General features: G+C 47.3%; 19 protein-coding genes. 8 read left to right on the forward strand and 11 right to left on the reverse strand.

From position 1 onward, the window contains the following. The first annotated feature begins 1 nt into the window (after position 1). From UXZ23_RS13055 to UXZ23_RS13075, 5 genes are all read left to right on the forward strand, one after another. A complete protein-coding gene (locus tag UXZ23_RS13055; protein WP_320820997.1) occupies positions 2–1,000 on the forward strand; it encodes a hypothetical protein in 999 nt (332 codons plus the stop codon). 14 nt (positions 1,001–1,014) lie between these two features. Beyond that, positions 1,015–1,473, forward strand: a complete 459-nt coding sequence (locus UXZ23_RS13060; protein WP_320820998.1) for a hypothetical protein — start codon at positions 1,015–1,017, stop codon at positions 1,471–1,473. Positions 1,474–1,492: 19 nt separating this feature from the next. Continuing rightward, on the forward strand, positions 1,493–2,605 hold the full coding sequence (locus UXZ23_RS13065) for a DUF11 domain-containing protein (protein WP_320820999.1): 1,113 nt from the start codon (positions 1,493–1,495) through the stop codon (positions 2,603–2,605). Positions 2,606–2,693: 88 nt separating this feature from the next. After that, a complete protein-coding gene (locus UXZ23_RS13070; protein ID WP_320821000.1) occupies positions 2,694–8,468 on the forward strand; it encodes an OmpA family protein in 5,775 nt (1,924 codons plus the stop codon). Between the two features lie 129 nt (positions 8,469–8,597). Beyond that, entirely contained in the window at positions 8,598–9,620 is a 1,023-nt protein-coding gene (locus tag UXZ23_RS13075) for a DUF2804 domain-containing protein (RefSeq protein WP_320821001.1), read from the forward strand. A gap of 91 nt (positions 9,621–9,711) precedes the next feature. Here UXZ23_RS13075 and ccmI read toward each other — a convergent pair whose 3' ends face one another. Genes ccmI through ccmA form a run of 9 tightly spaced genes read right to left on the reverse strand, consistent with a single transcriptional unit; the run spans position 9,712 to position 16,662 of the window. Continuing rightward, positions 9,712–10,947 carry a c-type cytochrome biogenesis protein CcmI gene (gene ccmI / locus UXZ23_RS13080; protein WP_320821002.1) on the reverse strand — a complete coding sequence of 412 codons (1,236 nt, stop codon included), beginning with the start codon at positions 10,945–10,947 and terminating at the stop codon, positions 9,712–9,714. Next, positions 10,944–11,435 carry a cytochrome c-type biogenesis protein gene (locus UXZ23_RS13085; protein ID WP_320821003.1) on the reverse strand — a complete coding sequence of 164 codons (492 nt, stop codon included), beginning with the start codon at positions 11,433–11,435 and terminating at the stop codon, positions 10,944–10,946. Before UXZ23_RS13085 ends, ccmI begins: the two co-directional genes overlap by 4 nt. Next, positions 11,435–11,956, reverse strand: a complete 522-nt coding sequence (locus UXZ23_RS13090; RefSeq protein WP_320821004.1) for a DsbE family thiol:disulfide interchange protein — start codon at positions 11,954–11,956, stop codon at positions 11,435–11,437. Before UXZ23_RS13090 ends, UXZ23_RS13085 begins: the two co-directional genes overlap by 1 nt. Continuing rightward, positions 11,953–13,929, reverse strand: a complete 1,977-nt coding sequence (locus UXZ23_RS13095) for a heme lyase CcmF/NrfE family subunit (protein WP_414491474.1) — start codon at positions 13,927–13,929, stop codon at positions 11,953–11,955. The genes UXZ23_RS13090 and UXZ23_RS13095 overlap by 4 nt, the downstream gene beginning before the upstream one ends. 22 nt (positions 13,930–13,951) lie before the next feature. Beyond that, positions 13,952–14,407 (reverse strand): cytochrome c maturation protein CcmE, encoded by a 456-nt coding sequence (ccmE, locus tag UXZ23_RS13100; protein WP_320821006.1) that lies wholly within the window; start codon positions 14,405–14,407, stop codon positions 13,952–13,954. Next, positions 14,391–14,579, reverse strand: coding sequence for a heme exporter protein CcmD (gene ccmD / locus UXZ23_RS13105; protein ID WP_320821007.1), 189 nt, complete (start codon positions 14,577–14,579; stop codon positions 14,391–14,393). Before ccmD ends, ccmE begins: the two co-directional genes overlap by 17 nt. Before the next feature lie 10 nt (positions 14,580–14,589). Further along, positions 14,590–15,342 carry a heme ABC transporter permease gene (locus tag UXZ23_RS13110; RefSeq protein ID WP_320821008.1) on the reverse strand — a complete coding sequence of 251 codons (753 nt, stop codon included), beginning with the start codon at positions 15,340–15,342 and terminating at the stop codon, positions 14,590–14,592. Between the two features lie 7 nt (positions 15,343–15,349). Further along, complete coding sequence (gene ccmB / locus UXZ23_RS13115; protein WP_320821009.1) at positions 15,350–16,018, reverse strand: heme exporter protein CcmB; 669 nt, start codon at positions 16,016–16,018, stop codon at positions 15,350–15,352. After that, the gene (gene ccmA / locus UXZ23_RS13120) at positions 16,015–16,662 is read right to left on the reverse strand and encodes a cytochrome c biogenesis heme-transporting ATPase CcmA (RefSeq protein WP_320821010.1); all 648 of its coding nucleotides are present in this window, start codon (positions 16,660–16,662) and stop codon (positions 16,015–16,017) included. Before ccmA ends, ccmB begins: the two co-directional genes overlap by 4 nt. 93 nt (positions 16,663–16,755) lie before the next feature. Here ccmA and UXZ23_RS13125 point away from each other — a divergent pair, with 93 nt between their 5' ends. Both UXZ23_RS13125 and UXZ23_RS13130 read left to right on the forward strand, forming a co-directional pair. Then, the gene (locus tag UXZ23_RS13125; RefSeq protein WP_320821011.1) at positions 16,756–18,639 is read left to right on the forward strand and encodes a flagellar hook-length control protein FliK; all 1,884 of its coding nucleotides are present in this window, start codon (positions 16,756–16,758) and stop codon (positions 18,637–18,639) included. Then, positions 18,636–18,914 (forward strand): EscU/YscU/HrcU family type III secretion system export apparatus switch protein, encoded by a 279-nt coding sequence (locus UXZ23_RS13130; protein WP_320821012.1) that lies wholly within the window; start codon positions 18,636–18,638, stop codon positions 18,912–18,914. The genes UXZ23_RS13125 and UXZ23_RS13130 overlap by 4 nt, the downstream gene beginning before the upstream one ends. A 27-nt stretch (positions 18,915–18,941) precedes the next feature. Here the strand turns inward: UXZ23_RS13130 and UXZ23_RS13135 are convergent, their stop codons facing one another. Both UXZ23_RS13135 and UXZ23_RS13140 read right to left on the reverse strand, forming a co-directional pair. Further along, complete coding sequence (locus UXZ23_RS13135; protein ID WP_320821013.1) at positions 18,942–19,943, reverse strand: type I asparaginase; 1,002 nt, start codon at positions 19,941–19,943, stop codon at positions 18,942–18,944. A gap of 206 nt (positions 19,944–20,149) precedes the next feature. Then, complete coding sequence (locus tag UXZ23_RS13140; protein ID WP_320821014.1) at positions 20,150–20,812, reverse strand: TetR/AcrR family transcriptional regulator; 663 nt, start codon at positions 20,810–20,812, stop codon at positions 20,150–20,152. A gap of 240 nt (positions 20,813–21,052) precedes the next feature. On the opposite strand from UXZ23_RS13140, the gene hemN reads away from it, so the two are divergent. After that, a partial coding sequence (gene hemN / locus UXZ23_RS13145) for an oxygen-independent coproporphyrinogen III oxidase (protein ID WP_320821015.1) occupies positions 21,053–22,035 on the forward strand: 983 nt, incomplete at its 3' end.

Consider the following 22,035-nt stretch of genomic DNA (forward strand, 5'->3'; position numbering starts at 1 on the left):
CATGAAGACCATCGTAAAAGGCGCCTTGCTATTCGCAGGGATTATATCGGCTTCGGCCACATGGGCGATCGGCACACCAGCCGGTACTAAAATCACTAACACCGCCGTTGCGACCTTTGATGATCCAGCGACCGGTACAACAGGCGTAACGACCAGTGATGCTGCTGAATTAATAGTATTAGAACTGATCAGCGTTAACGTAACTGCTGAAAACGTTACTCCGGTAACGACGAATGCAGGCGATACCGCGCAGGTATTAACGTACACCGTAACCAACACTGGTAACGGTAGTGAAGCATTTGCACTCGATGCCACTAACTTGGCGGGCGACCAATTCGATGCAGAAAATATCAAAGTTTACGTTGATACCGACGGTGACGGCGTATTCAGCGCTGGCGACCAACTGCTAACATCTGGTAGCTCGATCAACCTAGATGCGAACTCATCTAACCCAGCAAAAACTATTTTTGTGGTTGTTGATATTCCTGCTGGCGCAACCACCATTGGTGATACTGCCAAAATTCAATTGGAAGCGATGTCAGATACCCCAGGAGCATCAACTGCTGCACCGGGTGATTTATTAGTAGGCGAAGGCACTGGTGTTAGCGATGCCGTAGTTGGTAACAGCGTAACGGATACTGCTTCAGCAACCTTCACTATTGGTGCAGAGCCAACGACCGCTAGCGTGAATATCTCTAAAACAATCGCAGGTCGCGTTGATCCATTCGGTGGCACAACTGACGTTCCAGGCACCATCGTAACGTACCAAATCGACGTTGAAGTCGTTGGTGGCGACGTTGATAACCTAGTTATCACCGATGCTATCCCAACCAACATGACCTACGTTGCAGGCACGTTGACTTTGGATGCAGCATCACAGACAGACGCTGATGATGTTACAGATAATAGCAATGTAACAGCAGGTGCAGTCACCGTAACACTCGGTACTGTCACTAGCGGCACGTCTTATGTGATCCAGTTACAAGCTGAAATCAAATAACAAAGAGGCACAACATGCGCTTATTAACGACTTTGCTGTTACTACTGCCGTTATCCGTTTTTGCTCAGGTTAACTTGAACACTGAAGTGTTTCTGGTTGCACCTGTGACTCAAGCCGATGGCAGTGTTGTGGAAGAATGGCAGGACGCTGGAACCATCGCCCCTGGCGATAAAATCGGCTACCGGATCACTTACACCAACACAGGCAGTGAAGCCGTTAGTGGCGTAGTGATTAATAACCCTGTGCCCGAAAACACCACGTACGTGGCAAATAGTGCAAACGGTCAAGCAGCAACGGTTACCTACTCGGTTTACGGTGAGCTGTTCGCTCGTATGCAAGATTTGAAAGTGGATGAGGATGGGCAATTACGCCCGGCTCGAGCCCAAGATATCAACCAAATCCGTTGGGTCCTACAGCAAGCAGTTGCTGCCGGAAAAAGTGGTTCGGTTGAATTCAAGGTTCGCGTTAATTAATACCTAGTGGGAGCTACTTATGAATAAATATTCAAAACTGATTGCCCCAGTACTACTGGGGACGTTAAGTGGATTAGCAGTGAATGTACATGCGGCAGGAACTGCTGCGGGTACTGAAGTTACTAACACGGCAACCCTTAACTACCAAATCAACGGCATTGACCAAACTGCGGTCACGGCTGAAGATAAATTTAATGTCGATATTAAAGTCGACTTCGATTTGGCGCGTCTAAATACCGACGCAAACCAAACATCATTGGAAACTGACGAAGTTATCGTTGCCGCTTTCGTGGTCAACAACACAGGTAACGCGCCAACATCCTTTGCAGTTGCAGCGGCAAACGCAACTGGAACAACGGTTAATGCCAATGGTACTGACTACACCGATACGATCGACCTAACAGGTACCTACACCTATTACGTTGATGTGAATGGTGATGGTCAACTTGATGCCGGCGACACGGCGATCACAGTGACAGATGAAATCCCTGCGGACGATTCAGTCACTATTTTCGTTGTTTTACCAAAAGAAAATATCACCGGTGTTGATGGTGATGTTGCGGTAACCGATCTAACGGTTAACGGCGTTGCATCCACAATTAATGGAACAACGTACAACCTAGATACAGCCGACAACGATCCAAGCAACGGCAGCACTGATGATGCGGCAGTACCTAACGGTGCAACGACTATCGAAGTGGTTTATGCCAACGGTGCAACCCCTGCGGATGCTGACAACTCAGAAGTATTAAGTGACGTTTTAGAATTGGCATTCCCTAACCTTAATGGTGACGGCATTACCGATAACTTAACTAAAACCTCAGTTGTTATCTCTGATCCGATTAATGGTACGACCAACCCTAAAGCCATTCCTGGTGCTGTGGTTGAGTACACCATTCGTATCGTAAACACAGGTACTGCGTCAGCCACCAATGTCATCGTTACCGATACATTGCCGACTGATACTACCTACGTTACCGATTCTCTGCTCGTTAGTTACGACGACCTTACAACACCGGCAGCCGCCGATGCAGCAAACGTGACAGAAAGCAGTGGCGTAATCACGGCCAACCTAGGCGAAGTAGCCGCGGAAGAAGCCAACGTGATTGTTTTTCAAGTAACTATTAACTGAAGAAACTGACACGATGACTCTGTTCAATACCCACAGCAAATCACTCCTGACAACTGTCAGAGCGGCAGTATTGCTGACTGGAATGGGTATGCTATCGATGACTACAGCGAATAAAGCATTCGCTGCGGTCACGCCTGCCAATACGGAAATTGAAAATACTGCAGTGGCATCGTATCAGGTAGCCGGTGTTGATTTTACTAAAGCAGCGTCAGTGAGCTTAACGACTCAGGAAATTAATCCAGGTCCGATTGCTCCGACGCCTTCTGAAATCTCACTTGGCCATTATGACGATACCGGTACTAGCAACGACACCTATTTAACCGATAGCGAATGTTCTGATAGTGCCGGTAACTATACCTCTTTAACTGGCTTTACCGATTTAAGCGGTACGAGTCATAGTTTGCCAAGCAACTACAGCCTGAGTAATGATCAATTCGGTTATAAAGTAGGCGAACCCCTATTTATTTTAGTGACCGAGGGCGACAAAAATATAAACCCTGTTCGTCCCGACCAAATTGTTATTACAATTTCCTCCAGTGATGGTTCTGATACCGAAACCATTCGCCTGACTGAAACTGGCGACAATACTGGAGAATTTGCCGGCGTGTTGCCAACCGCAGTGGCGGGTAATAGCAGCCAATCGTATAACTGTGTTTTATCCGTAAAAACGGGTCAAACCATAGTAGCAACCTATCAGGATGCTGCCGATAACACAGATATTGTGAGCGATTCAACCCGCTTCGATCCAAGTAGTCGTGTATTCAATGCGGCTACTGGTGCGCCAATCAATGGCGTAAACGTAACGCTTATTGACGTATCAACCGGCTTACCAGCCGATGGCAAAGTATTTGATGACGATGGTGTTACTCCTTATCCAAGTACCGTAAAAACGGGCCCTGCTCCAGCCATTAGTGCAAGCGCTGTAACCCCATCATTTGCTGATGGCGCGTTCCGTTTCCCGGTGATTGCTAACGGTGAATATCAGCTGCAAGTAACTGGTCCTGCTGACTTCCGTATCCCGTCGGATTTAACTGACGATGAATTAATTAATGCGCCGAATGGTCCATTCGATATTACCGCTATTTCTCGCGGCGAAAGTTTTACCGTTAATAACCGCGTATTCGTAACAGATATCGGTGCCGATCCGCTCGACACTAATTTATTGTTGAGTAAAACAGCGTCTAAAAACGAGGCTGGTGTTGGTGACTTTGTTGAGTTCACTATTCGTCTAAGCAATGGTGAAGTTTTACTCAATGACGCTGAAGTGAAAGACCAATTGCCAGCGGGCTTACGTTATCGTCAAGGCTCAGCGCGCATTAATGGAGTGAAAGTCGAAGATCCTAGCATTAGCAGCAAAGGCACATTACTGGCTTTTACCCTTCCTGAAGTCGCTGCAGAAGCCAGCTTAACGCTAACCTATGTCACTCAAGTATCGACCTTAGCGAAAGGCCAAGTTACCAATACCGCTTGGATTAACGACGACGTCGTCGTCAGTAATCGCGCTAGCGCTCGCGTATCTATTCGAGATGAATTCTACAAAGATAATGCCCGCCTATTTGGTCGTGTATTCCTCGATGACTGTAATGGCAACCAAGAATCAGCCGATGGCGTTCCTAATATCCGCTTATTCATGGAAGACGGCACCTATGTCGTTACCGATGAAGCGGGTGAATGGCATATCGAAGATGTGAAACCGGGCACGCACGTCGTCCAAATTGATAAAGCGACCGTTCCTCCTTATATGGAATTAATGGAATGTGATCTCCGTGGTTTCCACGCAGGGCGGGACTTCAGCCAATTTGTCGATGTTCAAGGTGGTAGTTTCTGGCGCGTTGATTTCGCATTGAAAATGCTTGAGCCAGACATGGGGGAAGTCACACAACAGTTAAATCATGAGTTAGTGCCTTTAGACATTGCCGCGAACCAACCAACGCCATACAACTCACCGGTTAAGCAAAAAGTACGTTTTACGATTGATGTAAAAGGCACAGGCTTGGCAGTGAATAACGTCATTCAAATGATCGCGTTACCTGACGGTCTTATTTATCAAACCGGAACAACCGATATTGATGGCGTCGCTTCTGCAGATCCAGAAATATCATACGGCACCCTAATTTATCGCTTAGGAGACAAGCCAGAAAACTGGAGCCATCAAATTCATTTTGATGCCGTAGTAACCGACCAAGCTCAGTCAGGTGATCTTGTTACGCGTTCGATCACACGCTTCCAAGCTGAAGGCCAAACGCCACAGCAGGTAAAAGCAGCAACCACCACGGCTCTATTAATATTGCCGCCTGCTGATGGCGAAGTAAAACCGGTTAGTCCACCAAAATTTGCTAACTTCTCGGATGTATTAACCGACGAAGATAAGCAAAACTTACGCTCAGTTATTGAACGTTTGGATGGCCTCGATAATTTGAAAATTCAAATTGTTGGTCATACTGACAGCACCCGTATTTCTAAGCGCAACCAGCATATTTTTGCCGATAACCAAGCGTTATCCGAAGCTCGCGCTAAATCAGTAGCGACCTATTTAGCTGAAGAATTAAAAGTTGCTGGTAGCCAAGTAACAGCGCTGGGTAAAGGTGCAACCGTTCCTGTTGCAAGTAACGGCAGTGCCGAAGGCCGTGCGCAAAACCGTCGCGTTGAAGTGAAAGTACTTAATGCTGATGCGGTACTCAGCTTGAAGAGCCAAGGCAGTGATTTACAAGTCGCCGGCGTTCAATCACTTATCCCAGGCTTTACCGGCTTACCCGCAACAGCGGCAGGCAATCCGGCACAAATGCCATCGGAATTATTGATTCCTGAATTTGATGAGCAATGGTTCGATACCGCAGCAGACGATGCGCAATGGTTATGGCCACCATTAGATCGCAGCCCAGCTATTGGCTCGATTAAAATCGCGATCTTACATGCGAAAAAACAACGCATTGTACTGACCCTGAATGGTTCTCCAGTGAGCGCTCTTAACTATGATGGTACTACCGCCAGCACGGATCGTGATTTGATGGTTAGCCAATGGCGCGGTGTCGATATTCAGCCGGGCGCTAACCGTTTTGGTGTCACTATTCTTGATAGCAATGGTGACGTAGTGAGTGAATTTGAGAAGACAGTTCACTTCTCCCAAGATCCAGCCAAGGCAGAGTTAGTACTCGATCAAAGTTCAGTAATCGCTGATGGTATTAACCCACCAACCATTGCTGTGCGCTTAACCGATAAAGACGGCTTCCCTATTCGTGCCAAAGTTCAAGGCGAAGTAGAAGTTCTATCGCCGTATCAGCTATATGATGAAGCGCGTCAAATTGAAGCGAACCCGCTAGCAATGATGCAAACGCCGCACTATCAAGTCGGTAGCGATGGTATTACCCGTATTCAATTAGCACCAACTTTCCAAGCCGGTGAAGCCGTGTTGCGTTTCCATCACTCTAACGGCCAAACCGATGAACTACGCGTGTGGTTAAAACCGCAAGATCGTGAGTGGATTTTGGTCGGTTTAGGTGATCTATCCGTGGGTTATAACGCTGGCGGTGGTGATAGTGCGTCGATGAAAGCTGCGGGTATTGATGACAACATCTACAGCGATGGTCGTTTAGCCTTCTTTACCCAAGGCCAAGTATCGGGAGAATGGTTGATCACGGCTGCCTACGATTCAGGCAAATCTGAAGCAGAGCCGTTCGCTCGTGTGATTGAGCCGGATCGTTACTACACCCTTTACGGTGATGCGAGCCAACAACAACTGGATGCTAGCTCTGCGCGTAAGCTGTATGTGCGCATTGAACGTGAGCGTTTTTACACCGTATTTGGAGACATCAATACCGACCTGAACGTTACCACCCTAGGTCGTTATAACCGTAAATTGACAGGTTTGCAGTCGGTATACCAAGGTGATGTTGTTGAATTATCCGGTTTTATTAGCCAAACCAACCAAGGTTTTGTACGTGACGAAATTCAAGGTGATGGCACGTCTGGTCTGTATCGTTTACAGAAGCAGCAATTAGTTCTCAACAGCGAAAACGTCAGTTTAGAAATTCGCGACCGTTATCGCAGCGAAGTGGTGCTTTCTACCCAATTGCTACAACGCGATGTTGATTACGTTATCGACTATCAAGATGGCACAATTTATTTCAAGAGCCCAATCGCCAGCACCGATGCTTCCTTCAATCCACGCTATATCGTGGTTGAATATGAAGTCGACGCCGGTGATAACCTTGGCTATATCAGTGGTGGCCGTGCTGGTGTGAAATTACTGGGCGATACCGTACGTGCTGGTGTCACCGCCATTACGCAAAATCAAACAGGTGATGATCGTAACTTACAAGCGTTTGACGCTACTGTGAAATTGGGTGATACCGAAATTAGCGCTGAAATAGCTCAATCGGAAGAAGTTGTAGCAGGTGATGCCACCACAGCTAATGCCCATCGCATTGAGATCGCACATCGTAATGAAGTTATCGAAGCCAAAGCCTATGTGCAAAGCCAAGATAATGGCTTCGGTTTAGAGCAAACATCCGACAGCGAAAATGATTACCGCAAAGAAGGTATTGAGGGTAACTGGTACATAACCGACCGTGATCGCCTGCAAGTATTAGGTTTTCATCACTATGGTTTGAGTACAGAATTAAATAGCTATCAAAGCCAAGTAGACTGGATTCATCGTTTAGATGACGATCAACAATTCTCGTTTGGTGTCGTCACTGCGCAAAATGAAAGCACTGACGAAACCTTATACACGGACCAATTGTCCGCTGGTTTCAGTCGTCGTTTCATGAATAACCGCATGACCTTAAGCTCACAGTTACTTGGTAACGTATCCGAGCGCAGCGACGCTTATGATCGCTTATTATTGGGTGCCGATTATCGCCTAGACGATGACTACAGCTTATTCGCTGAACACGAAACTGGGTTTGAAAGCGATGCACCTCAACGCTCCGTATTCGGTGTTCGTGCCACGCCTTGGGCCGGCGCTCGCGCCGAACAAAGTATCGAACAAGTGGAGCAAGATGACAGCTATCGCTTATTTGCGGTATCCGGTTTATCGCAAGAGTTCTTACTGAACGAAGCATGGAGCTTAAGCACTGGTTTCGAGCAATCGCAAGATTTGGAAAATAGTGCGCCTGAAGAAATCGGTACATCAGAAAACTTCCATGCCGTATACGTTGGCAGTGCTTATCGCACACCTATTTGGCAGTGGAATAACCGTGTCGAATATCGTAACGGCAATATCAATGATAAGTGGGTAGCTCGTACTAGCTTGTATCACCCACTAAGCGATGCACTAGCCACCGGTGGTAGCGTTAATTGGTTCCACGAAAATGGTGATGATACCTACTCCAACCAATTAGATGCGCGCTTCGACTTAGCCCTACGTCCGCGTAAAGATCCATTTGCTCTATTATGGCAAACGCGTTGGGTACAAGAAGCTTACGGTGGTAGCGGCATTCCTGATCGCACACGTAAGTTAATTAATAATATTCATGCAAACTGGTTGATTACTGAGCGTGATCAGTTGGCAGGACAATACGGTATTAAGCGTGTGTTGGATCAATACGGCAGCGGTAATTACGCCTCAACCACAGACTTTATGGCAACAGAATGGCGCCACCACCTGACCGAACGTTGGGATGTTGGAGCTCATGGTCGCCGTTTACATGGCTACGAAGCAGGCCAAGTTAATCATGGTGCCGGATTATCCGTCGGTTATATTCCGAAAACCAACGTATGGGTTGGCTTGGGTTATAACTTTACCGGCTTTATTGATAGCGACTTCTCCGCTTCTAACTTCACCGCCAAAGGTGTTTATCTGAAGCTCCGCTTTAAAGCTGACCAAGAGTCACTGGCTACTATGCGAGCAGCTTTCCAATAAACCTAACTTAGAGGGTCATCTCTGCCGAGATGCTCCCTCTTTGGCCTCATCACCCCATTCCATCCTTGCCGCCTTGCTGTACTCTATAGCACTGATTTTATTGCGCTCTCGTTAGATAAAGGACACAGTATGACCTCGCGTGACCAACTTGTTGGCGACAACGGCCAGCCTGCCTACGGCATATTCCCTCGGGGTGTTGGTGATATCAATTTTATGGATTTCGATCTGCGTAACAGTATGGATCGTAAAATTGGACAATCAGCCAAGCGTCGTCGCTTTAATCAATTTGAATTTATTGGCATTACCAGTCCAAGTTTGATTGTTGGTATCGCGATTGTTGACTTGAAACTGGTCAGTAATGCGTTCGTTTATCTATTTAATCCTGAGACCAAAGCCTACAAAGAATACAGTTTTCTCCAACCATTAAGTCGTGGCACCCACTTTGGTACGCGCCCTAATAAAGACACTGTGACCTTTGTTAAAGGCCGCAATCGCATCATCATACGTGCAACCCAACGTCCCGGTATTCGCCAAGTACGAGTATCGCTAAAAGATGGTACACAAATACGCGCCAGCATAGATGAGAGCACTAACTACCACCCTCTTGCACTGTGTACTCGCACCGGCTATGAAGGTTGGACATATACCCAAAAGATTTGTGCGCGGGTATGTCATGGTTCCGTAGTGTGGGCTGGTAATACTTATAATCTAGAAAAAATAGGGGCGATGGCTAGCGTCGACTGGACCGGCGGTTTTATGCGCCGCGAAACAGTATGGAATTGGGGGAGCCTCTCTTGCCGCTTAGCCGATGGCCGGCGTTTAGGGTTTAATTTAGCCGCAGGTGTCAATGAAACTGGATTTACGGAAAATGCCCTCTGGCTTGATGACCAACTCATCAAAATCAATCAGGTAGATTTCCGCTTTGATCGTTACCAAAGCGATCATGCTTGGGGCATGCATTCTGATGATGGCAAAATCCACCTATTCTTCGAACCTCGTGGGCAACGCTGCGAAAAAATTAATGCTCTCATTATTAAGTCTAACTTCACACAGCACTTTGGGCAGTTTTACGGTGACATCGTATTAGAAAATGAAGTCATTCATTTAGATGGCCAATGGGGCTTTGCCGAAGACCACTACGCTAAGTGGTAACGACTTGCAGAGATTTCCGAGTAATTCTCACCAATAAAAAGGCCGGTATTTATTTGCATAAATACCGGCCTTTTTCATTCAACTAAGACTGTTATTCAACACGCTGATCAATGCTGAGATTTAACAAATCGGTACCGCGAGTGGCAACAGGCGAAATCTGCGTTTGCCAATCACCCGGCTGTGCGATCGGTTGATTAGTGCGAGAAACGCGCGCAATAACCGTTACCTCAGCAAAATTACTCAATTGTAAGCCCGCAGCCATCGCCTGAGCATCGCTAAGCGTAATAACCTGAGGTAAGTCTGCCACCGTTAAACGCTGTACGGCCAGAGGCATTGGAGGGCCGCTGACGGCTTTCGCTAATACAAACACAGTATCTGTACTATTTACTGCAGTTTTAGCGGCATCCGAGAGCGCAACAAATACTTGGATTTGAGCACGCTCCATCCAACTTAGATCAATTTCTTCACCCTGCTCGGCGGCAAGACTAGCAGCGCGCTCAATACCTTGGCCTAACGACTGCGATTCTGGCCCTTCCGACATGCCAAGATAAAGCTCCTTCCAATGATTAATCGCATCGCTGTAGTGACCTAATTCAAAGGCTAAAATTCCTGCGATGCCCATAGTTTGGCGTTGATTAGGCGCTAATTCTAGCGCTCGCTCAACTAGACCGTAAGTTTCTTCATCAGCTACTTGATCGTTAGCAAAAAAACGCGCCTGTGCCAGTAATGTCATAGTTGCGGCTCTATCTTGTGCCGCCTCAGCTGGCAATGCCGCTAAAATATCGGCAAACACTGCCGCTGCTTGGCTAAAATCACCTTGAGCATTTAATAATCGACCGAGCAAATAATTCCACTCCATTTGCCCGGGATCTTTTTTCGCTGCTAACGTTAAACGTTCGATTAATTCCGCTCGTTCTTTTTCAGAAAGCTCTACTAAACTGGCTTTATCCAGTAACGCCGTAGCGGCTATGGCATTACCCGCACCCCATTGATGATACAAAAGCACAGTAGCGCTCACCGCAACCACAATTACCAATGCAAGAAATCCACCCCGTAAGGTTTTGCTCGGCGCCGCTCCATAGGCTGTTACTTGGCTAGCACTGGCTAATAATTCACGATCTAACTCTAACCGCAGTGCCGCTTTTTCATCTTCCGATACATCCATTGCATCAATGTCTGCGTTACGAGTTTGATGCAAACGTAAATTCTCGCTTTGCTGAAGTGAGGAAGAGTCTGCATCCAAATCAGCATCGCTACTCTTTAATAATGGCTGCAATAAAACGACGAACAATACCGCCGTTAGCAATAGTAATAATGCCCAAATCATGAAGGGTCGGCCTTATTTGTAGATTGGCTTACTAAGTATTCTTTCTTTAATGCTTCGATACGCGCTTTATCCGCGTCGCTTAAATCAGAAACTGGTTTTTTTTGTGCGCGACGAATGCCGACGATGAGCAACAGCCCCAGCAATAGAGCAACCACAGGCCCGCCCCACAAGAATAAAGTATTCATACGAAACGGTGGGTTGTAACGAACAAAATCGCCGTAGCGTGCAACCAAATAATCTACAATTTGATCGTCAGTTTGACCATCTTGCATCAAGGTATATACCTTTTCACGCAAATCGGCGGCAACCGGAGCACTTGAATCGGCTAGGTTTTGATTCTGGCATTTAGGACAGCGTAAATCCTCTGCTAACAATTCAAAACGACGCGCATCAGTAGGATCATCAAACGGATACTTTTCACCATCAACTACAGCAAGCACCGGTAGACTAAAAAATGTAAAAACAATAAAGGCCAAGTAATTGCGCATTATTCCATCGCCTCAAATTGAAGTTTCAATGTCTGCCAAACTTTAGGATTTAAATCTCCGATATGTTTAGCGCGAATAATACCGTTAGAATCTACTAAGAAGGTTTCTGGTGCACCGTATACACCCAGCTCTAAACCAAGCTGACCATTAGGATCTGATAAATTCCATAAGTACGGATTACCGAAAGACATCAACCAGTCTTTCGCTTTCTCGTTATTGTCTTTGTAGTTAATCCCAAAAATACGAACACCTTGGCTAGCCAGCTCATTTAGGAAAGCGTGCTCTTGCTTACAAGTCGGGCACCAAGTAGCCCACACGTTGACTAATGCTGGAGCGCCTAAAATATCAGCTTTTGAAACAGCACGACCATCCTCTAAAACCTTCAATGAAAACTCAGGAAATGGATGATCAATTAACGGCGACGGTAAGCTGGTTTTATCTTCTTGGCCAAGACCGACCCAAAACACTACCGCCATTAGGACGAAAATACCAAGAGGGATAAAAAGCAAGCCACGATTCATGCGTTTACTCCTCCCAATTCAGCACCTTTTGATACCGATACTTTTTTCTCAACACGGCGACGATAACGCTTATCCAGCATCGCTAAGAAACCACCGCACGCCATGAAGATAGCGCCAAGCCATACCCAACGCATAAACGGCTTAACCTGTAAGCGCATGCCCCAAGCACCGTTATCTAATGGTTCACCCATAGAGACATATAAATCACGGAACAAAGAGACATCAATTGCTGCTTCTGTCATCACCGAGCCACGTGCGGTATAGCGACGCTTTTCCGCCATCAAAGTACTAATTAATTCGTCATCTTCATATACATTAAAGCGTACGGCATCCGAGGTGTAGTTCGGCCCAGTAATGTGTCCGCCTTGAGCAAATTCAAAGACATAATCGCCCAGCGTTTCGCGTTCACCTGGAGCAATACGTACGGATTTTTCCGTGCTGTAATTCGCCACCATAGTCACACCGACAATCGTCACAGCCACACCTAAGTGCGCCAGAATCATACCGAGATAACTCATTCCTAAATTAGGAATTCGAGTGATTTGTCCGCGCGCTTTCTTCCAAACATCAATAAATGTGGCAAGCGTGAGCCAAATACTGACACTTAAACCAAGTACCACCATACCTTTCAATTCACCGCTAATAATCATTGGCGTAATAATGCCGAAGACAATCGCTGCTATCGCTGCAGGCCAAAGCATGGTGCCAATCCGAGAAAGCGAATCGACTTTCCAGCGCGACATAGCACCTGCACCCACCACCACCGCAAGACCAACACTAAGCGGTACAAACATGGTATTAAACCAAGCGGCACCCACGGACAATTTGCCCAGTCCCATAAAATCGTACACAAGCGGATATAAAGTACCGATTAAAATAGCTAAGGCGATTACTACTAAGAGTAAGTTATTTAGCAGTAAAAACATCTCGCGCGAAACCAGTTCAAAACGACCAGAGGAAGCAACTGTAGGAGCTTTGATAGCGTACAACAGTAAAGACCCCCCAACACAAATACCGAGCAACGCGAGAATAAAAATACCGCGTTCTGGATCGGAGGCGAATGCGTGAACCGATGTCAGCACCCCAGAGCGAACTAAGAAAGTTCCTAATAAACTTAATGAGAAGGCAAAGATTGCAAGTAAAACAGTCCAGCTTTTAAATAACCCTCGCTTTTCAGTTACTGCCAGCGAATGTAGCAATGCCGTCGCGACTAACCAAGGCATTAAAGACGCATTCTCTACTGGATCCCAGAACCCCCAGCCCCCCCAGCCAAGTTCGTAATACGCCCACCCACTACCCAGTGCGATCCCTACGGTTAAGAAAATCCATGCAGCGGTTGTCCACGGGCGTGACCAACGTGCCCAAGCAGCATCCAAACGACCACTCATTAATGCCGCAATAGCAAAGGCAAAAGCTACCGATAAACCAACGTAACCCATGTACAAGGTCGGTGGATGAACAATCAAACCGAAATCTTGCAGCAAAGGGTTAAGGTCACTGCCTTCAGCCGGGGCTGAGGGTAAATTACGGCTGAATGGATTTGAGGTTTCCAGTGTGAATAAAATGAACCCTACCGAAACCATACCCATAATTGCCAACACCCGGGCAATCATGTCGATCGGTAGAGTCTTGCTTAACCAAGCAACTGCCATACCCCATAAGCCCAGCATAGTCACCCAAAGCAGCAAGGAGCCTTCGTGGGCACCCCATACAGCGCTGATTTTAAACGGGGTTGGTAACGCGGTATTGCTGTTGGCGGCGACATAAGCCACGGAGAAATCATCGACAACGAAGCAATACGCTAAGGAAAATAACGATATTAATAAAAATACCGCTTGGCCAGTAGCCAAGGGACGGGCGTACGCCATTAGCCAAGGCGCTCGGCGATTCACTCCCACCAATGGAACAACCACTTGGAAAGCAGCGCAGACAAAAGCAAATATCAATGCTAACTGACCGAATTCGGGCACCATACTGTAAAGCTCTGTCATGTTATTAATCCCTTGCCGCTTCCAGCGCTTGTTTGCCCTCAAGGTGCGCTTTTTCGAGCGCGTCTTTTACTTCTGGCGGCATATAATTTTCATCGTGTTTTGCTAAAACCTCAGAGGCAATAAAAACGCCATCTGTATTTAGTTTGCCCAGTGCCACAATGCCCTGACCTTCGCGGAATAAATCTGGCAGGATGCCTTCATAGGTGATGGTCACTTCGGATGCACCGTCTGTGACCACAAAGCTGGCACTTAAACCGTCACGCACTACACTGCCGACCTCTACTAAGCCACCGGCACGGATAGTACGACCCGGTTCAACTTCACCATTGGCAATTTGTGTTGGAGTCATAAACAGATTGATATTCTGCGTAAGCGAGTACATTAGTAAGCCAACCGCAGAACCTACGGCAATGACTAAAAATACAATTAACGTAAGACGTTTTTTACGCTGAGGGTGCATTATGCTTCTCCCGACGCAAGCGTTGTGCTTGCTCTTTCATTAAACGACGACGGCGCAAGATTGGCTGCACCACGTTGACCGCAACGATCACGGCTGTGATTCCATAGGACAACCAGACATAGAGTCCGTGTTTTCCCATGGCGATAAATTCTGCAAAACTATTAAATTCCATAGCGCGAGTCCTATTCCTGACCACTTAACAACTGCTTTACCCAGCTGCGCTTGCGTTCATGCAACAAGATTTCGTTGCGCGTATTCAGTATCACCAATAGGGCAAAAAACACATAGCTGGTCACAATCATAATCAACAAAGGCACCAGCATGTCGGGGTCCATCGATGGCTTTTCTGTCAGCTTAAGCGTTGCTGGCTGATGTAAGGTATTCCACCATTCAACCGAGTATTTGATGATAGGGATATTCACCAGTCCCACCAACGACAGAATGGCACCGGCTTTGTAAGAGGCATCTTCCGACTCCATCGCTCGCTGTAATGCAATAACACCGAAGTACAAAAATAGCAGCATTAACATTGACGTTAAGCGCGCATCCCAAACCCACCAAGTCCCCCAAGTCGGGTTACCCCAAATGGCCCCAGTCAGTATCGCAATCAAGCAAAGTGACGCTCCAATCGGAGCAATGACTTTTGCTACCCAAGCGGCCATTTTCATGCGCCAAATCAAATATATGGCACCCGCTATCGCCATCATCATAAAGGCACTCTGCGCCAAAATGGCCGCCGGCACATGAATATAAATAATACGGAAGCTATTACCTTGCAGATAATCCGCCGGAGCATAGGCTAAACCGAGAACCAAACCGACCACAGTGCCGATAATAGAAATCACGGCCAACCAAGGAATCCACGGCGTGGTTAACTCGTAGAACCATTTCGGGGAACCCATTCGATGATAGAGCTGTGTTAACCATTGCCACATAACAAAATTACCGCGATAAATTTAATTTGAGTGCTGCTGCTGCAGCAAACGGTGTTAACGCCAATGCCAGCGCTAACATCGCACCTAACATCGCTACCTGGCCATTGTAAGGCATGCCGATACCGGCGTGATAAACCGCACTGGCCGCAAAAATCAAAACTGGAATATACAGGGGTAAAATTAATAGAGTGAGTAACAATCCACCACTACGTACACTTGCCGTTAGTGCTGCTCCTACAGCCCCCAATAAACTCAGAATGGGAGTGCCGACCGCTAAGCTTAAAACCAAAGCCCCATAGGCATCAGTGGGCAGAGCCAACATCAAGCCTAAGACAGGTGACATCAGGGTTAACGGCAAACCGCTAATACACCAATGCACTAACGCCTTACCCAACGCCATACCATACAAGGATTCACCTGATGCCAACCATTGCTCTAATGAGCCGTCTTCAACATCCGCACGAAATAATCCATCTAACGACAATAAGGTGGCCAATAAAGCGGCCACCCAAATCACTCCACCCGCAATTTTTGCCAAAAACGCCGGGGCAGGATCAACGGCCAATGGAAATAACGCGGCCACCATTAAAAAAAACATCAGAGGATTCGCCCACTCGCCGGGATTACGCGCGGCTAATAGTAAATCGCGCTTAATCGTCGAACCAATCAAGCTCATGGGTGCACACTCCCAAGCTCAAGCTGACGCAATGACGGAATTCCTTGAAGAGCATGATGGCTAGTAATAATAACAGCGCCACCTTTGGCAACATGCTGTTCCAGTTGCTGTTCTAACCAAGATACTCCGTAGTGATCGAGTGCGGTGAAAGGTTCATCCAAAATCCACAACGGTGCCGGACACACACATAGCCGCGCCAACGCGACGCGTCTTTGTTGCCCAGCGGATAACTGCTGACAGACGGTTTCTTCATAACCCGCTAAAGAAACCTGCTCTAACGCCTGCCAGAGAATGTCATCCGCGACATTCCATTGGCTAGTTAACCAGCGTAAATTCTCAATCGGTGTTAGCGCGCGTTTAACTGCAGACAAATGCCCCATGTATAAACGCTGATGGGCATAACTGGCATACACTCGCTGGAGCGGCTCACCACGCCAAAAAACGTCACCATCAAAATCTTGATTCAATCCCGCTAACAAACGCAGCAAGGTTGTTTTACCTGCGCCATTTGGCCCTACCAACTGCAATAAATCGCCATTGGCCACATGCACCGACAACTGCTCGAATAACACACGGTCATCGCGCTCACAGGTCAATGAATTGGCTGTTAACTCTATCTGACTGGCTCGTTTTTGGGCCGTCATCGGAACCTCTTAATAGTGATTTATCGCAACTGGTATACCAGCGCGGCCGCATTATAACCAAAAACAGGCTGACGAACCTGAGCTCAGGCAACTATGATGGGTAAAGATGCGTCAATGGCCGCCGATATCTTACGTATGAAAAGCGATTCTATTCCATTATTCACCGCGAAAACGCTCGCTTCGGCGCGTGTCAGTAGCACCCCTGCGAGTGTTGAATCCTCGGTTCAAGCTGCCACAAGCATCCAGAACAGCAGCCAACCGGCACAAGCCGAAGCTAAAGTAGTCGCCAGTAAGCTGCAGCCCCAGCCCGAGAATAGCGCTCACTCTAAAGCATCCACCAAACCCGAATGGCAATTAACGCTCGAAGTCGACGGTAAAACGCTGAAGGTAAATAGTCGGTTACCCCTCCCCGTCGATAGTCGGGTAACGGTTACAGTGAGCCAGGATGCTAATGGCAAACCACAATTGAATGTCGACGCTATCGAATTAGCACCGACAAAAGCGCCAGTACCGAGCAAAACAGCAGACACCTTGGCCAATAGCGCTGAAACGCGCCCAGCATCAAATCCTACGACCAGCCTACTGCAAGTTTTAAAAGGAGCGGTCAGTAGTAAGGCGCCGGTACCTAGCGCGGTAGTCAGTCAATGGCTCGCCAGCCGCTTACCTGCGGCGACTCAAGCGCAAGTAATGCCTGCAACACTGAAGATGCTAACGTCTGGTTTAAACCAAGCGAACAACCCTGTTGCCAGTTCGGCAACCAACACTAATTCAATGCCAAGTGCTAGCAGTGCCATCAATGCCTTACTGGCGCAACAACTGCCGGAAAGCGTACGCCAAAGCCTAAACCAATTTATCGCCGCACAACCTGAGCGGCCCGGACTAAACCAGGGCAGCCAAGTAGAAAGTGCTGTTCGCAACTCGCCACAACAATACGAACGGCAACTGTTGCAGCACGTCGTACAAAAACTATTACCGAATGCCGAATTACCATCGGCTATAAAAAACAGCTCGCCACCGTCGCTATTTCAACAACTATGGCGCAACTCCCCTTCTGCGCCACTCGCGAATTCAGGCCCCCCCCTCCCTAGTACGAGTGCTGTGCCGAATAGCATGAACATGGAAACAAGCATAAACGGCCTTAGTTTGCGCCAAGGCTTACGACAAATATTCAGCCCAACCAGCACTGACACTAGCCAGGGCAATAAGCAGCTGCGCACACTCAGCGACGCGATTGCGATTCTATTAAATAGAGGCCAATCAACCGACACCGCCAAGAACACCACTCCAGCAAGCACTGCTGCCCTCGCTACAGAAAGCGCTGCGAAATCACTCATTAACGCCGGGCATATTCCGCTCAGCGATGATCAAGCATTGGCTAAATTACTCACACACAATCTCAAAGGTGCATTAGCCAAAGCATTTGTCGACTGGCAAGGACAGCTATCCGGCGGACGCGGAGCGATGACCAGCAATCTGCCATTGTCATTTAGCGCTCCAGCCGATGACGTACCCGACGCCTTTCGCTTGCTGCAATCGACCCTAGCACAGCATGAAGTGGAACAATTTCGCATGGTGCAATCCAGTAGTGAGCAATTGCAAACCTCACTAGCCCTGCTGTATCGCGATGGCAATCAACTGCGCGATATACCTATGCGCATGCAGCGTGAAGACGAGGGCGAAGGAAATCAAGACAATGAAATGAAACGCCAAAGCCGTTGGCGCATAAAACTGCACTTCAACCTGACTGAACTAGGGCCGTTGGATGTCGATCTCGATCTACGTATGCCCACCATGTCGGCCACCTTTTGGTCGCAACAACCGGATACTTTAGCCCGAATTAACCAAGCCATTGCCCCGTTACGACAACGCCTTACGGAGCTAGGTGTTAATGTCGAAAGCTTGCAAGCTAAGCACGGCCAACTGCCACCACAAGAACACGGCAACATTCAACATTCGCTAGTGGATATTCACACATGAGCCTGCCGGATAGCCTGTTTGAAAGCACCGAAGCCATTGCCATTAGTTATGACGGCTTAACCGCGCCCAAAATTAGCGCCAAAGGCGAAGATGATCTTGCCCAAGCCATTATTCAGCTCGCACTTGCGCACAAAGTACCTGTGTATGAAAACGCTGAATTAGTCAGCTGGCTTAGCCAACTCGATCTAGGAGACGAGATACCGCGACAGCTGTATCAAGTCATCGCCGAGATATTAGCGTTTGTTTATCACTTAGAAGGCAGAACGCCAGGATGAGTTGAACCCGTGACTAGGCCATGCAGCTTAAATACTCTCCCCACGTAAGGGCACAGAGATTTTATTGCGAATAACGTCCGCAGATTCGCCACATGACAGTAAATAATGCAGCTTGGCAAAAGCTGCTTCGGTTGTCATGTCACAGCCAGAGGTAACACCTATTCTGCTCAATATTGATCCCGACGCGTAGGTATCCTGAAACACCCCCCCCGCCAAACACTGACTAACATTTACCACGACAATTCCGCGCTTAACCGCGTCTTCAATTACTTGAATCAGTGCGCTATTACGGGATGGCACATTGCCAACACCGTAGTTACGTAAAATAAGTCCTTTCAGACCGTCTATTTTAAGTATTTGCTCAACCATACTCGCCTGTATTCCAGGGAAAATGGTTAGTATCGCAACCGCACTAGGATCAAAGGTCAGTGCACGAGGATTGAGGGGGCCTGCTGACAGTAAAAGTTGATTGTTAAGATGAAGATCTACACCTATTTCTCCTAACCAGAGTAAATTCGGAGAGTCAAAAGCATCTAGATTCATGCTATTTACTTTGGTGCTGCGATTTCCTCGCAATAGCCGACCATCAAAACAAATACAGACCTCTTTAATATCAGGATTAACGGCCAGAAAAAAGCTATTGAGCAAATTATTCAGCGCATCAGTACTAGCCGAACCCAAAGGAATTTGCGATCCCGTCATGATTACCGGCTTGTCCATTTCATGCAGAATAAAAGACAGAGCACTGGCGGTATAAGCCATAGTATCCGTACCATGCAATACGATAAAACCGTCATAATTATTCCACTGTTCTGTCAGCGGACAAGCAATCCGCGACCAATCATTAGGACATAAATCTGCACTATCTATTAACATATCTAATTGTACTAGGTCATAGGCTGGGAGCGCGTACCCGCGCAGTTTTTCTGCTAATAGCGCCGAGAAATTTTGTGCGGGCCGATAGCCGTCAGCGGAAGCTTCCATGCCTATGGTGCCACCGGTATGAAGTATCAGAATGCGTTGCTGCATAGAATTCTGGCCGCGTCAGGTTAATGATCAATATCAACCCAGCACCAGTAAGATGCTTGTTGTGAGTTTATATCAAGCCAGCACCAGTAAGATGCTTGTTGTGAGTTTATATCATGATATTTCGCAGAGTTTAGCACAGGAAAAACACACAATATTCCAACAAAAAAGCCCAGCACTAAGCTGGGCTTTTAAATTGTTTAGCGTTTCTAGTGAGCCGTTTCGGCTTGACGCTCTAATGCCGACAGCAACCAGCCGATGTGCGTTTGCACGACGTCATCAGGAATCAAGTCAACACCCGATAGCAACTGCGGAAGTGCCTTGTACCGATAGGAGTCAATTAACCCGTGCAACGACGACACAAAAAATAGCGCCAATTGTTTCTTTAAAGCATCACCTTTACTACCGATGGCAGGAACAGCGTCGGCTAACAATGACAATAAGTGCGACTGCCACTCATCCACCATGCGACTGACTTGCAATTGGATTTCTTGATCAACGCCTTCAGTATTATCTAGGCTCAATAACGGTGGCTGGAACATCAGCTGGTAGTACCCAGGATAACGCTGGGCGAAATCAATAAGGTTGCCAGCAAAGGCATACAATGCAGCAGTAGCATTAGTTGAGCTCGCCATTTGCTCATTCAGATCGGCAAACGCCATATCAAACCCGCGACGTCGAGTGTGAACAAACAAGGCCTCCTTATTGGGGAAATAATTATAGATATTACTCGCCGTCATGCCTAATTGAGACGCTAGTTTTCTCATTGATAAGTGATGAAAACCGACTTCAGCCATTACACTTGATGCGCTATCCATAATTCGTTCACGTTGGGCCGCAATTTCTTCCGGCGTAAACGGCTTCTTAGGCATAACCAACCTCGTTTGACTACAGATCTCAGAAGCCGTGTTTCGCAACTGAGAATTGTTATACAGATTTCAGGATCCGCCTATCAAACGTGCAAAAGGTGCCAAAATCAAGGCAATTAGCGACTAAATGCTATTTATTTTGCTCTCAACGGCTAATTTTTGATGTGGAACAAGATAAGCCCAGATAGTGGTGAGTAGACTGCGCCGATTCAATAGCTAGATTCACCTGCAGAGTTGCCTAATATGTCAGAGCACCTTATCTGGGATCCATTAATGATCCAACGCTACAATACCGCAGGACCTCGTTACACGTCCTTTCCAACGGCAGTAGAGTTTCGCGATGTTGATTCCGACCAGTTAGAGCGCTCTGCGCTATGCCATCCCAGTCATGCGCCACTCTCTCTTTATCTTCACATCCCCTTTTGTACTCATGTTTGTTACTACTGTGGCTGCAATAAGATAGTGACGAAAAACAAAGGACGATCGATTCCCTATTTAGAACATTTGAAAACCGAAATTAGAATGAAACATGCGTTACTCGGAGGCTCTCGCTGCGTTGAGCAACTGCATTTAGGTGGCGGCACACCGACATTCTTAAGCGATGATCAACTTACTGATTTGATGGGGTTTTTACGCAAGTTATTTACTTTCAGCACGACCGACAGTGCTGATTATTCGATAGAAATCGACCCGCGCGAACTCCGCCCAAACACACTCAAACGCTTGCGCGAACTGGGATTTAATCGCTTGAGCTATGGAGTACAAGACCTAGACGAACGCGTTCAAGCGGCGGTTAACCGGGTCCAACCCGAGAGTATGATTCGCGCCGTTATGATTGAGGCACGAGAATTAGGCTTCCGTTCTATCAATATTGACCTTATCTATGGTTTGCCACATCAATCGGTTGAAAGCTTCGATAAAACGCTCGATGCCATCATTGATATGCGCCCGGATCGGTTATCTATTTTCAACTATGCCCATTTACCGCAGCGATTTATGCCTCAGCGACGCATCAGCGACGATGACTTACCCTCGGCCCAAGAGAAGCTGCACATTTTCGGACATGCTATTCGAAGACTGGATGCGGCAGGCTACCACTATGTCGGCATGGATCACTTTGCCCTACCGGATGACGAGCTAGCCATTGCCCAGCGCGACGGCAAATTACATCGGAACTTTCAGGGATATACAACTCACGGCGATTGCGACTTAATTGGCTTTGGCGT

It is taken from the genome of Thalassolituus sp. (genome assembly GCF_034111725.1).
Classification (GTDB): domain Bacteria; phylum Pseudomonadota; class Gammaproteobacteria; order Pseudomonadales; family Oceanobacteraceae; genus Thalassolituus.